A 13,854-nucleotide genomic window follows, 5' to 3' on the forward strand; every position below is an offset into this window, starting at 1 on the left:
TCACGCCTTGAGCGGCAGCTCGGCCGCCACCACGAACCCGGAGCCGTCCGCCCCCGGACCGATCCGGGCGGTGCCCCCGCATGCGGCGGCCCGCTCCCGGATCGACACCAGCCCGCGCCCGCCCGACCAGCCGTCACCGCCACCGCCACCGCCACCGGTCGCACCGGAGCCGCGTCCGTCGTCGGTGACCGAGACCGCCAGCACGTCGCCGCCGCGCACCCCGACCCGGACGGTCACCCGCCGGGCCCGGGCGTGCTTGACCACGTTGGTGAGCGCCTCCTGGACGATCCGGTAGGCGGCGGCCTGGACCTCGGCCGGCCCGGCCTCCTCGACGGCCGCGTCCACCTCCACCCCGGAGCCGCGGACCCGTTCCAGCACCTCGCCGAGTTCGGCCAGCCGCGGCTGCGGCACCAGCGCGGGCGCTGCCCCGGCCTCCTTCAACACGCCCAGCACCCGCCGCAGTTGGACCATCGCGTCGCGGCCGGAGTCGGCGATCGCGTCGAACGCGCGGATCGCCCGGTCGGGGTCGGAGCGGACCACCAGCGGGCCGGCCTCGGCCTGAATCACCATCAGGGAGACGGCGTGGGCGAGGATGTCGTGCATCTCGCGGGCGATCCGGGCCCGCTCCTCGGCGACGGCCCGGGCCGCGTCGCTGGCGGCCCGCAGGCCGACCTGGTGGGCCCGGTCGGCCTCGGCGGTGGCGAGCCGGCGCAACTCGCGGACCAGGCTGCCGAAGACGAAGCTGCCGACCGAGACGACCAGGCTGAACAGCATGCCGTTGGGCGAGCGGGTGCCGACCACGTTGCCGACCACCAGCAGGGTGAGCAGCGTCCAGCGCTGCCAGTCCTTGCCGCGGTCGGCGAGCGTGTGGATCGCGACCACCATGCAGACCTGGACCTGCGGCATCGCCGAGTGCGCCAGCACCGACAGCGCCATGGTCGGCGCCCCGGCGGCCGCCATCACCGCCCACGGCCGGCGGCGCCGCCACCACAGCGGCACCGCGCTCGCCAGCGCCAGCGCGTAGGCCCACCACGGCCAGGACGGCTCGTCGTTGGCCACCGCCCACAGCGACACCCCGGCGGACAGCGCCACCAGCAGCCCGTCGACCAGCCACGGCCGGGCCCGCCACCAGCCCAGCAGAGCCGCTCCCCCGTCACCCATCCGGGCATCCTCCCATCCGTCGCCGGTCGTCCCGCAACGCGCCGGAGGGCGCCCCCGTCCGGGAGCGCCCTCCGCGCGGTGACGGACCGTCACAGCAGCCGCTTGATCTCCCCACGCGCCCGGTAGAAGCCGCCGGAACCGGACTCCCGCACCTCGGCGACCAGGTAGCGCGCACCGGCGACCCGGACCTCCTTGGGGAACTGCACCCGCCAGCTCGGGTCGAAGCCGGGCGAGACCACCCGGACCCGCAGCCGGCCCGCCTCGGCCACGCACTCGACCTCGACGCCGCCACCGGAGGCGACCGCCGCGACGCTGACCGTCTCCAGCTCGGCGCTCGGCACCACCCGCTCGATGCCACCGCCCTGCACCTCGGCGGTGGCCGGCAGCGAGCCCTGCTCGGCGGCCTGCACCGCGTCCGGCGAGGCGTCCAGGCAGGCCAGCGAACCGTCGGTGGTGACCACGTACAGCCGCCCGTCGCGGTACTGCATGCTGTACGCGGAGCCGCAGCCGGTGCCGAGCTTCCACAGCCGGGTGCCGTCGGCGGCGAAGCAGTACACCGAGGAGTGGTTGTCGCCGGCGAAGACGAACTCGCCGTCGGGCGAGGCCGCGCAGGAGAACACCGCGGCGTCGCACTTGTAGGCGGCGACCTCGGACCCGTCGGACTTCCGCAGCCGGTGCACCCAGCCCTGCGAGGTGCCGGCGAACACCTCGGTGGGCTCCTGCCAGCCGAACAGCACCTGCCCCTTGGTCCGGGTGTGCCACTGCTGCTCGCCGCCGCGCTTCGCGTACCGGGCCACGCCCGCGGAGTGGCCGTGGTAGACCGCCTCGGCGTCGCAGCGCACCATCCAGCCGGCCCGGCCCTCGGCGTTGCGCCGCCACTGGAACTCGTCCTCGTGGTCGACCGTGGTCAGCCCGCCGCGCTCGTCGGCGACGCCGAGCACGCCGTCGTGGATGTCCAGCCAGTAGATGTCGACGTCCTGGGCGATCTCGTACGCCACCCGCGGCACCTTGCCGCCCAGGTCGTACACCTTGCCGTCGTCGCAGCCGGCGTAGATCCACCAGTCGTCGGCGACGATGCACTTGACGCCGTCGGGCAGGCCGAAGCGGCCGGTGACCTCGCCGGTGTGGGTGAGGGTGTATACGTCGCCGTTCTCGTTTCCGACCCACGCGTGCTCCTCGCCGACGAACACCCCGAACGCGGGCGAGCCGGAGCGGAAGCGCCACAGCATCGGTGCCTGGCGGGCGGTGGAGCGCGACGAGGTGATCTGACGGCGGGTCACCGCCCGGCGCTGGCGCACCCCCAGGACGGCCGGCGCGTAGCCCTTGCGGACCTTCTCGCCGACCTTCTTGGCGGCCGCGGCCGCCGCCTTCTCGGCGCTCGGGTACGAGGTGGTCTTGGCCTGCCCCTCGTCGCCGATCCGGCCGTAGCGGATCGTCAACTCGGCTCCGGCGAGCCGCACTTCGTAGAACTTGTGCGCGCTCCCCTGGTCCTCGGACAGCTCCAGGTAGGTCACCTGCGGCTCCGCGGAAACGGTGGCAGACATGGCCGACTCCCCTTTCGGGCAACGGGTTTCGGGATACCGGGAGGGGCCTCGCCACCTGCCGACACCCACCAATCTAGGCCCCGGCACTGACAGTTGATCACCCGATCAGCCGGTGTGCACCCGCACCCCGCCGCTGCCGGCCCGCGCCACCAGCTTGTGCGTCGCCCCGGCCTGTGAGGGGACCGACGAGTCGCTGCCACCGCTTTCGGCGTGCGCGTCCACCTGGTAGTCGGCGCCGCCGGGCACCGCCAGGTCCACCCCGCCGGTGTCGGTGCGCAGTTCGGCGGAGGCCGGGGCGACGGCGAACCGCGCCTGGATCCCACCCGTCTGCACGGTCAGCTTCACCTGCTGCGCCCGCAGCCCGGTCGCCTGGATCCCGCCGGTGTCGGCCCGGGCGTCGATCTCCCCGGCCATGTCGACCAGCTTGATCCCACCGGTGTCCTCGGTCAGCCGCAGCTTCGTGCCCGCGGGCACCCGCACCTGGTAGCCGATCCCGCAGTCCGAGCAGGAGTACGCCAGCTTCAGCACCCCGCCCTCCAGGGTGTGGGTGGCGTTCGGCTCCTGGTCGCGCCAGCCCTGCTTCTCGATCACCCGCACCGGTCCGTCCGAGGCGATCACCTCGATGCCGCCGACCTTCCCGTCCAGCACCAGCTCGGTGACCTGCCCGGGCACCTCGTACGACACCGTCTTGTGGTTCTCGTCCCACCGGTCGCAGCCCACCGCCCCGGCCACCAGCACCCCGGCCACCAGCAACGCCCCCGTGATCCGCTTCACCGCTCCCCCTCAGTCCGTTCGCTCCCCCCGAGTCTCCCGCCCCCGTACCCCCGCCCGCCTCCCTCTGGAGTGGGGTTCGCCCACCTCCGTCCCCTGGGGGATCCCCTAGGTGGAACGCCGCAGGGCGGCCACCCCGTGTGGGGTGACCGCCCTGCGGATCAGCCGATCGCTCAGCCGGTGTACGGACCGTAGTCGTAGTCGTCCAGCGGGACGGCCTGACCGGAGCCCGCGCCGAACGGCGACAGGTCGTAGTCGTCGTAGCCGACGGCCGAGTACATCGCGGCCTTGGCCTCCTCGGTCGGCTCGACCCGGATGTTGCGGTAGCGGGGCAGACCCGTACCGGCCGGGATGAGCTTGCCGAGGATGACGTTCTCCTTGAGGCCCAGCAGCGGGTCCGACTTGGCGTGGATCGCCGCGTCGGTGAGCACCCGGGTCGTCTCCTGGAAGGAGGCGGCCGACAGCCAGGACTCGGTGGCCAGCGAGGCCTTGGTGATACCCATCAGCTGCGGACGGCCGGAGGCGGGGTGACCGCCCTCGGAGACCACGCGACGGTTCTCGGTCTCGAAGCGGCCGCGCTCGACCAGCTCGCCCGGCAGCAGCTCGGCGTCGCCCGACTCGATGATCGTCACGCGGCGGAGCATCTGCCGGATGATGATCTCGATGTGCTTGTCGTGGATCGACACACCCTGCGAGTTGTAGACCTTCTGGACCTCGGCCACCAGGTGGATCTGGACGGCACGCTGGCCCATGATCCGCAGCACGTCGTGCGGGTTGGTCGCACCGACGGTCAGCTTCTGGCCGACCTCGACCGCCTCGCCCTCGCTGACCAGCAGCTTGACGCGCTTGGAGACCGGGTAGGCGATCTCGTCCGTGCCGTCGTCGGGGGTCACCACGACCTTGCGGGTCTTCTCGGTGTCCTCGATCCGGACCCGGCCCTGCGCCTCCGAGATCGGGGCCACACCCTTGGGGGTACGGGCCTCGAAGAGCTCGACGACACGCGGCAGACCCTGGGTGATGTCGTCACCGGCCACACCACCGGTGTGGAAGGTACGCATCGTCAGCTGGGTGCCGGGCTCACCGATGGACTGGGCGGCGATGATGCCGACCGCCTCACCGATGTCGACCAGCTTGCCGGTGGCCAGCGAACGGCCGTAGCAGAAGGCACAGGTGCCGACCGCCGACTCACAGGTCAGGATCGAGCGGACCTTGACCTCGCTCACGCCGTGCCGGATCAGCTCGTCCATCAGGACGTCGCCGAGGTCGGTGTTGGCGGTGGCCAGCAGCTTGCCGTCGATGGTGATGTCCTCGGCCAGCATGCGGGCGTACACGCTGGTCTCGACGTCGTCGGCCTTGCGCAGCACGCCGTCCGCACCGACCGAACCGATCGACAGCTTGAGGCCGCGCTCGGTGCCGCAGTCCTCCTCGCGGATGATCACGTCCTGCGAGACGTCCACCAGACGACGGGTCAGGTAACCCGAGTCGGCGGTACGCAGCGCGGTGTCGGCCAGACCCTTACGGGCACCGTGGGTGGAGATGAAGTACTCCAGCACGGACAGGCCCTCACGGAACGAGGCCTTGATGGGACGCGCGATGGTCTCGTTCTTCGCGTTCGACACCAGACCACGCATACCGGCGATCTGACGCATCTGCATCATGTTTCCGCGGGCGCCCGAGTCGACCATCATGAAGATGGGGTTTGTCTTCGGGAAGTTCGCGGCCATCGCGTCGGCGACCTCGTTGGTCGCACGGGTCCAGATGCCGATGAGCTCGGACTTGCGCTCGTTGTCGGTGATCAGACCGCGCTCGTACTGGCGCTGGACCTTCTCCGCCTGCGCCTCGTAGCCCTCCAGGATGGCGGGCTTGCTCGGCGGGACGATGACGTCCGAGATCGAGACGGTGACACCCGAGCGGGTCGACCAGTGGAAGCCGGCCGCCTTCAGGTTGTCGAGCGCCGCGGCGACGACGACCTTCGGGTAGCGCTCGGCGAGGTCGTTGACGATCGCCGAGAGCTGCTTCTTGCCGATCTCGTAGTCGACGAACGGGTAGTCCTCGGGCAGCAGCTCGTTGAAGAGCGCGCGGCCCAGGGTGGTGGTGATCCGGAACGGCTCACCCTCGGTCCAGGTCGGCTGCCCGTCCTCGTCCACCGGCGGGGTCCAGCCGCGCGGCGGCACGGTGCCGGCGGCCATCCGCAGGTCGATCGGGGCCTGGACGTCCAGCTCGCGGGCGTCGAAGGCCATGATCGCCTCGGCGGTCGAGGAGAAGGAACGGCCCTTGCCCTTGACCTCCTCGCGGTCCGAGGTGAGGAAGAACAGACCGAGCACCATGTCCTGGGTCGGCATGGTGACGGGGCGACCGTCGGCCGGCTTCAGGATGTTGTTCGAGGACAGCATCAGGATGCGGGCCTCGGCCTGCGCCTCCGCGGAGAGCGGCAGGTGGACGGCCATCTGGTCACCGTCGAAGTCCGCGTTGAACGCGGTGCAGACGAGCGGGTGGATCTGGATGGCCTTGCCCTCGACCAGCTGCGGCTCGAAGGCCTGGATGCCGAGGCGGTGCAGGGTGGGCGCACGGTTCAGCAGGACCGGGTGCTCGGCGATGACCTCTTCGAGGACGTCCCACACGACCGGACGGGCGCGCTCGACCATGCGCTTGGCCGACTTGATGTTCTGCGCGTGGTTCAGGTCGACCAGGCGCTTCATCACGAACGGCTTGAAGAGCTCCAGCGCCATGGCCTTCGGCAGACCGCACTGGTGCAGCTTGAGCTGCGGGCCGACGACGATGACCGAACGGGCCGAGTAGTCGACGCGCTTGCCGAGCAGGTTCTGACGGAAACGACCCTGCTTGCCCTTGAGCATGTCGGACAGCGACTTCAGCGGACGGTTGCCGGGGCCCGTGACCGGGCGACCACGACGGCCGTTGTCGAAGAGCGCGTCGACGGCCTCCTGGAGCATGCGCTTCTCGTTGTTCACGATGATCTCGGGCGCGCCGAGGTCGAGAAGCCGCTTCAGGCGGTTGTTGCGGTTGATCACGCGGCGGTACAGGTCGTTCAGGTCGGAGGTGGCGAAGCGGCCACCGTCGAGCTGGACCATCGGACGCAGGTCCGGCGGGATCACCGGGACGCAGTCGAGCACCATGCCCTTGGGCTTGTTGCTGGTCTGCAGGAAGGCGGAGACGACCTTGAGGCGCTTGAGCGCACGGGTCTTCTTCTGGCCCTTGCCGGTGCGGATGATCTCGCGGAGGCGCTCGGCCTCCTCGGCCAGGTCGAAGGACTCGAGGCGGTCCTTGAGGGCCGCCGCGCCCATCGAGCCCGAGAAGTACGTGCCGAAACGGTCACGCAGCTCGCGGTAGAGCAGCTCGTCGCCCTCGAGGTCCTGGACCTTGAGGTTCTTGAAGCGGGTCCACACCTCGTCGAGCCGGTCCAGCTCGCGCTGGGCGCGGTCGCGCAGCTGCTTCATCTCGCGCTCGGCGCCCTCGCGCACCTTGCGGCGCACGTCGGCCTTGGCGCCCTCCGCCTCCAGCTCGGCCAGGTCGGACTCGGCCTTCTTGGCCCGGCCTTCCAGGTCGGCGTCGCGGCGGTTCTCGATCTGCTGGCGCTCGACCGAGACGTGCGCCTCGAGGGACGGCAGGTCGCGCTGACGGCGCTCGTCGTCCACCCAGGTGATCATGTAGGCGGCGAAGTAGATGACCTTCTCGAGGTCCTTCGGCGCCAGGTCCAACAGGTAGCCCAGGCGCGACGGCACGCCCTTGAAGTACCAGATGTGGGTGACCGGAGCGGCCAGCTCGATGTGGCCCATCCGCTCACGGCGCACCTTGGCGCGGGTCACCTCGACGCCGCAGCGCTCACAGATGATGCCCTTGAAGCGGACGCGCTTGTACTTGCCGCAGTAGCACTCCCAGTCCCGGGTGGGACCGAAGATCTTCTCGCAGAAAAGGCCGTCCTTTTCCGGCTTCAGCGTGCGGTAGTTGATGGTCTCCGGCTTCTTCACCTCGCCGTGCGACCACTGGCGGATGTCGTCGGCGGTGGCCAGTCCGATGCGGAGCTCGTCGAAGAAGTTGACGTCAAGCACTGGTCGTCAAGCCCTCTTTCGTGATTCGAGAGTCTGTCTGTTGGTCTGAGGGGGGCCTGGGGGCTGGGCCGGCTCTCACGTGCGAGAGCCGACCCGGCCTCCGTCAGACCTCTTCGACGCTGCTCGGCTCGCGCCGGGACAGGTCAATGCCGAGCTCCTCGGCGGCGCGGAACACGTCCTCGTCGGAGTCCCGCATCTCGATGGACTGGCCGTCCGAGGACAGCACCTCCACGTTGAGGCAGAGCGACTGCATTTCCTTGATGAGGACCTTGAAGGACTCGGGAATGCCGGGCTCGGGGATGTTCTCGCCCTTGACGATGGCCTCGTAGACCTTCACACGGCCGAGGACGTCGTCGGACTTGATGGTGAGCAGTTCCTGCAGCGCGTACGCGGCGCCGTAGGCCTCAAGGGCCCACACCTCCATCTCACCGAAGCGCTGACCACCGAACTGCGCCTTACCACCGAGCGGCTGCTGGGTGATCATCGAGTACGGACCGGTCGAGCGGGCGTGGAGCTTGTCGTCGACCAGGTGGTGCAGCTTGAGGATGTACATGTAGCCGACCGAGATCGGCATCGGGAACGGCTCGCCGGAGCGGCCGTCGAACAGCCGCGCCTTGCCGGTGGAGTTCACCAGGCGCTCACCGTCACGGGTGAGGGTGGTGTTGTCCAGCAGGCCGGTGATCTCGTCCTCGCGGGCGCCGTCGAAGACCGGGGTGGCCAGGTTGGTGCCGCCCTCGACCGTGTCGGCGCCGATCGCCTGCAGGCGCTTGGCCCACTCGTCGGCGAGACCGGAGACGTCCCAGCCCTGCTGGGCGAGCCAGCCGAGGTGGATCTCCAGGACCTGTCCCGGGTTCATTCGGGACGGGACACCCAGCGGGTTCAGGATGATGTCGACCGGGGTGCCGTCCTCCAGGAACGGCATGTCCTCGACCGGCAGGATCTTGGAGATGACGCCCTTGTTGCCGTGACGGCCGGCCAGCTTGTCACCGTTGGTGATCTTGCGCTTCTGGGCGACGTAGACGCGGACCAGCTGGTTCACGCCCGGGGGAAGCTCGTCCCCCTCCTCGCGGTCGAAGACGCGGACGCCGATGACCTTGCCGGACTCACCGTGCGGCACCTTCAGCGAGGTGTCGCGGACCTCACGGGCCTTCTCACCGAAGATCGCGCGGAGCAGGCGCTCCTCCGGGGTCAGCTCGGTCTCACCCTTCGGGGTGACCTTGCCGACCAGGATGTCGCCGGTGACGACGTCCGCACCGATCCGGATGATGCCGCGCTCGTCGAGGTCGGCGAGGACCTCCTCGGAGACGTTCGGGATGTCCCGGGTGATCTCCTCGGGGCCCAGCTTGGTGTCACGGGCGTCGACCTCGTGCTCCTCGATGTGGATCGAGGAGAGGACGTCGTCCTGCACGAGGCGCTGCGACAGGATGATCGCGTCCTCGTAGTTGTGGCCCTCCCACGACATGAACGCCACGAGGAGGTTCTTGCCGAGCGCCATCTCGCCCTGGTCGGTGCAGGGGCCGTCGGCCAGCACCTGGTTGACCTCGACCCGGGCGCCCTCGTCCACGAGCACCTTCTGGTTGAAGGCGGTGCCCTGGTTGGAGCGGGTGAACTTGGCGGCGCGGTACGTGGTGTACGTGCCGTCGTCGTTGGCCACGGTGATGTAGTCGGCCGAGACCTCCTGCACCACACCGGCCTTCTCGGCGGTGATGACGTCGCCGGCGTCGACCGCGCAGCGGTACTCCATGCCGGTGCCGACCAGCGGGGCCTCGCTGCGCAGCAGCGGCACCGCCTGGCGCATCATGTTCGAGCCCATGAGCGCGCGGTTGGCGTCGTCGTGCTCGAGGAACGGGATCATGGCGGTCGCGACCGACACCATCTGGCGCGGCGAGACGTCCATGTAGTCGATCTCGGTGCCGGGGATGTAGTCGATCTCGCCGCCACGGCGGCGGACCAGGACACGCGGCTCGGCGAAGGTCAGCTCCGCGGTCAGCGGGGCGTTGGCCTGCGCGATGACGTAGCGGTCCTCCTCGTCGGCGGTCAGGTAGTCCACGGCCTCGGTGACGACACCGTCGACGACCTTGCGGTACGGGGTCTCGATGAAACCGAACGCGTTGACCCGGCCGTAGGAGGCGAGCGAGCCGATCAGACCGATGTTCGGGCCTTCGGGGGTCTCGATCGGACACATGCGGCCGTAGTGCGAGGGGTGCACGTCACGGACCTCGAAGCCGGCCCGCTCACGGGACAGACCACCGGGGCCGAGCGCGGACAGACGACGCTTGTGGGTCAGGCCCGACAGCGGGTTCGTCTGGTCCATGAACTGCGACAGCTGGCTGGTGCCGAAGAACTCCTTGATGGAGGCGACGACCGGCCGGATGTTGATCAGGGTCTGCGGCGTGATCGCCTCGACGTCCTGGGTGGTCATGCGCTCGCGCACGACGCGCTCCATGCGGGCGAGACCCGTACGGACCTGGTTCTGGATCAGCTCGCCGACGTTGCGGAGACGACGGTTGCCGAAGTGGTCGATGTCGTCGACCTCGATGACGATGTCGCGGCTCTCGCCGTCCCGCCACTCGGTCTCGCCGGCGTGCAGCTTCACCAGGTACTTGATCGCACCGATGATGTCCGGCTCGGTGAGCACGCCGGAGTCCAGGGACTCGGCGTTGCCCAGCTTCCGGTTCACCTTGTAGCGGCCGACCTTCGCGAGGTCGTAACGCTTCGGGTTGAAGTACAGGTTCTCCAGCAGCGTCTGCGCGGCCTCACGCGTGGGCGGCTCGCCCGGGCGCAGCTTGCGGTAGATGTCGAGCAGCGCGTCGTCCTGGCCCTGGGTGTGGTCCTTCTCCAGGGTGGCGCGCATCGACTCGTACTCGCCGAACTCCTCGATGATCATCTCGTTGGTCCAGCCGAGTGCCTTCAGCAGCACGGTGACCGACTGCTTGCGCTTGCGGTCGATGCGGACACCGACCATGTCGCGCTTGTCGATCTCCATCTCCAGCCAGGCACCGCGGGAGGGGATGATCTTGGCGGAGTAGATGTCCTTGTCGGACACCTTGTCCAGGGTGGAGTCGAAGTAGACGCCGGGGGAGCGCACCAGCTGCGAGACGACGACACGCTCGGTGCCGTTGATGATGAAGGTGCCCTTGTTGGTCATGAGCGGGAAGTCGCCCATGAAGACCGTCTGGGACTTGATCTCACCGGTCTCGTTGTTGGTGAACTCCGCGGTGACGAAGAGCGGGGCCGCGAAGGTGAAGTCGCGGTCCTTGCACTCGTCGATGGAGTTCTTCGGCGGCTCGAAACGGTGATCCCGGAAGGTCAGGGACATCGACCCGCTGAAGTCCTCGATCGGGGAGATCTCCTCGAAGATCTCCTCCAGACCGGACTTCGTGGGGACGTCCTGACCACTCTCCAGGGCGGCCTCGACCCGAGACTTCCAGGCCGCATTGCCGAGCAGCCAGTCAAAGCTCTCGGTCTGCAGGGCCAGGAGGTTCGGAACCTCGAGGGGCTCCTTGATCTTCGCGAACGAGACGCGGAGCGGGGCGGTGGATGCGGAATTGTTCGAGGCGTTGCGCGGCGCGGCCAAGAGGGGGGTCCTTCCGAGGGCTCGGAGCTCACTACGCGCATACCCTCCGGGCCTTGGCCGAGGCGGAAACCCCAGGTCAGGACAGGGGCCACTCCGGGCGACGAGTCACGGAGCAGCTAACAGGCAGCGCAAAGGGACAGTGTAGCCAAAGGCGACACTGCTAGCAAGCCCTGATTCGGAGACCGAATCGGACGCTCCTCCCGTACAACCGACAACCCGGGCAGTGATCCCTCACCGGCCGGGCCGTCGCACCCACGTCTGCGTCACCGGGAACCTTCCCAGTGCCGCCGCCGAATATGCATCGGAGACGGTTCCGCTTGGACACGCGCCTTGAGAATCGCGCGCCTCGTGCTGTTCGTCAAGGCCCCCACCAGGGTGTGGACCTCTTGCCCCACTCATCGTCGGACCCGCTGCGCGCGTTACAACCGCACCGAGCCAGGGGCCCCGACGACAGCGATCACCCTACCCCCGGGCGCCGACAACGACCGAGTCCGGCTTGGGCCATCGGGGGACGGCCCGATGGCCGTCAGGTGGCCGCCGGGGACGAAAGCAGGCCGGGTCGGCCACCCCGAAGGGTGGCCGACCCGGCCTGCGGAGAACCTCTCAGAGAGAGGAACGAGTCACTTGACGGTGACCTTGGCGCCAGCGCCCTCGAGCTGGGCCTTCGCCTTCTCGGCGACGTCCTTCGCGACCTTCTCGAGAACCTTCGCACCGGCGGTGTCGACGAGGTCCTTGGCCTCCTTCAGGCCGAGGGAGGTGAGGGCGCGCACCTCCTTGATGACCTGGATCTTCTTGTCGCCGGCACCGTCGAGGATGACGTCGAACTCGTCCTGCTCCTCGACAGCGGCCTCGGCGGCGGCCGGGCCGGCCGGGCCGGCAACGGCGACCGGGGCGGCGGCGGTGACGTCGAACTTCTCCTCGAAGGCCTTCACGAACTCGGAGAGCTCGATCAGGGTCATGCCCTCGAACTGCTCGAGCAGGTCCTCGGTGCTGAGCTTCGCCATGATTGGCGTCCTTCCACTAAATCGGCAGGTGCCGGATGTACGGATTGGCGGGCGTGCATACGGGCCCGCTGGGACGGGGAGTGGTTACTCCGCGTCCTCGGCGGGAGCCGGAGTACCGGCACCGCCCTGCTCGACCTTCTCGCGCAGCGCTTCCACGGTGCGAACGAGCTTGGACGGGAGCGCCTGGAAGACCGCGGCAGCCTGGGACGGCTTGGCCTTCATCGCACCCGCCAGCTTGGCGAGCAGCACCTCGCGGGACTCGAGGTCCGCGAGCTTCTTGATCTCATCGGCGGTCAGCGCCTTACCCTCAAGGACACCGCCCTTGATGATGAGAGCAGGGTTCTCCTTGGCGAAGTCACGCAGAGCCTTCGCCGACTCCACCGGGTCACCGGTGACGAAGGCGACAGCCGTCGGACCGGCGAACAGGTCGTCGAGCTCGGAGATCCCGGCCTCGTTGGCCGCGATCTTGGTCAGCGTGTTCTTCACCACGGCGTAATCGGCGTTGCCGGTGAGCGAGCGACGCAGCGTCTTCAGCTGCTTCACCGTGAGACCGCGGTACTCGGTCAGAACGGCGGCGCTGGAGGCACGGAACTTGTCCGTGATCTCGGCGACGTCGGCAGCCTTGTCGGGCCTGGCCATAGGCTTACGCCTCCTTCCGTGATGTCGAAGTCGGGCCGACCTTCGAGAAGTCGACCATCAAACACCGCGGACCCCAGGAAGCGAAGAAGCCCCGGCGCGCAGGCGCACGGGGCTTGAAACGACCTCGACGGACCGGAACGGTCCGGAGATCTTCTCTGCTCCATAACCTGCGCGGGCGATCCGAATGAGGTACGGATCCTTCGGTGCCGTCCACCCTTGCGGGGACACGGCGACGACCAGCGGTCTTTGGCTCTGTCAGCTTACGGGACCCGTCCGGCTGGACCAAATCGCCTATCCGGGCACCGGGGGCGGGGTGGCGGTGCCGGCGTCCTGGACGTCCGCTTCGGCCGGGGCCTGGACGGAGAGCGAGGAGGCGCCGAACTCGGTGTAGGCGATGGTGTCCACGTCGGCGGCGGCGCGGCGGAGTTGGACCAGCTGGTCGTGGTCGTTGAGCCAGAGGTCGAGCACCACGTCGCCGGGGCCGAGCGCGGTCTCCAGTGCCTGCCGGCGGGCCGGGGTGAGCTGGGTCTGCGCGGCGGCGTACCGGGCGGCGCTGAGCACCGCCCGGTAGTGGTGCACGGTGCTGTCCTGCAGCTTCTCGTCGCCGACCAGTTCGGGCTGGGCGGCGGCGGCCGCGGCGGTGGCGGCGACCAGCGGGTTGAGCCGGTCCGCCAGCCCGGCGTACGGGATGTCCTTGGCGACGTACTTCTGCCAGTGCGGCCCGCCGAGCCGGGCCGCGGTGTCCGGGTCGCCGCCCAGGTAGGCGGAGGTGTCCAGGACGATCAGCTGGCGGGTCTCGGTGTCCGGCCGGTACTGCAGCACGGTCTTGGGCGCCCAGAACAGCGCCCCCTTGGCGCGCTCCCCTCCCAGCGTGGAGCGGAACTCCGCGCGCCGGGCGTCGTGCAGCACCAGCTGGGCGGAGAGCAGCACCCCGTGCGGGGAGCGGTCGGTGGGCGTCGGCTGGGCGGAGGAGGAGGACGGCGGGCTGCTCGGCCCGGGCGTGGCGCCGCCCCCGCCGGAGCCGCCGCACCCGGCCAGCAGCAGCCCGGCCGTCAGCCCGGCCGCCGCCACCTGCCAGCGCACCGCCATCG

Annotated in this window: 8 protein-coding genes; all 8 read right to left on the bottom strand. The window is 69.5% G+C overall.

The window, feature by feature from the left end:
• The 8 genes from AB0K51_RS06280 to AB0K51_RS06315 all read right to left on the bottom strand — a co-directional run bounded on the left by AB0K51_RS06280 (position 1) and on the right by AB0K51_RS06315 (position 13,852).
• Positions 1 to 1,161, bottom strand: coding sequence for a histidine kinase (locus AB0K51_RS06280; RefSeq protein ID WP_363451112.1), 1,161 nt, complete (start codon positions 1,159 to 1,161; stop codon positions 1 to 3).
• An 89-nt stretch (positions 1,162 to 1,250) separates the two neighbouring features.
• Entirely contained in the window at positions 1,251 to 2,705 is a 1,455-nt protein-coding gene (locus AB0K51_RS06285) for a WGR domain-containing protein (protein ID WP_363451114.1), read from the bottom strand.
• Positions 2,706 to 2,810: 105 nt separating this feature from the next.
• A complete protein-coding gene (locus tag AB0K51_RS06290) occupies positions 2,811 to 3,479 on the bottom strand; it encodes a DUF4097 family beta strand repeat-containing protein (protein ID WP_363451116.1) in 669 nt (222 codons plus the stop codon).
• Positions 3,480 to 3,649: 170 nt separating this feature from the next.
• Positions 3,650 to 7,543 carry a DNA-directed RNA polymerase subunit beta' gene (locus AB0K51_RS06295; RefSeq protein ID WP_363451118.1) on the bottom strand — a complete coding sequence of 1,298 codons (3,894 nt, stop codon included), beginning with the start codon at positions 7,541 to 7,543 and terminating at the stop codon, positions 3,650 to 3,652.
• Positions 7,544 to 7,646: 103 nt separating this feature from the next.
• Complete coding sequence (gene rpoB, locus AB0K51_RS06300; RefSeq protein ID WP_363451120.1) at positions 7,647 to 11,120, bottom strand: DNA-directed RNA polymerase subunit beta; 3,474 nt, start codon at positions 11,118 to 11,120, stop codon at positions 7,647 to 7,649.
• A gap of 620 nt (positions 11,121 to 11,740) precedes the next feature.
• The gene (rplL, locus tag AB0K51_RS06305; RefSeq protein ID WP_363451122.1) at positions 11,741 to 12,124 is read right to left on the bottom strand and encodes a 50S ribosomal protein L7/L12; all 384 of its coding nucleotides are present in this window, start codon (positions 12,122 to 12,124) and stop codon (positions 11,741 to 11,743) included.
• 84 nt (positions 12,125 to 12,208) lie between these two features.
• Positions 12,209 to 12,763: a 50S ribosomal protein L10 gene (gene rplJ / locus AB0K51_RS06310; protein ID WP_363451124.1), complete on the bottom strand. Its 555-nt coding sequence runs from the start codon at positions 12,761 to 12,763 to the stop codon at positions 12,209 to 12,211.
• A gap of 291 nt (positions 12,764 to 13,054) precedes the next feature.
• Positions 13,055 to 13,852 (bottom strand): hypothetical protein, encoded by a 798-nt coding sequence (locus AB0K51_RS06315; RefSeq protein WP_363451126.1) that lies wholly within the window; start codon positions 13,850 to 13,852, stop codon positions 13,055 to 13,057.
• Positions 13,853 to 13,854 lie beyond the last annotated feature (2 nt).

This window comes from Kitasatospora sp. NPDC049285, assembly GCF_040678815.1.
Classification (GTDB): domain Bacteria; phylum Actinomycetota; class Actinomycetes; order Streptomycetales; family Streptomycetaceae; genus Kitasatospora.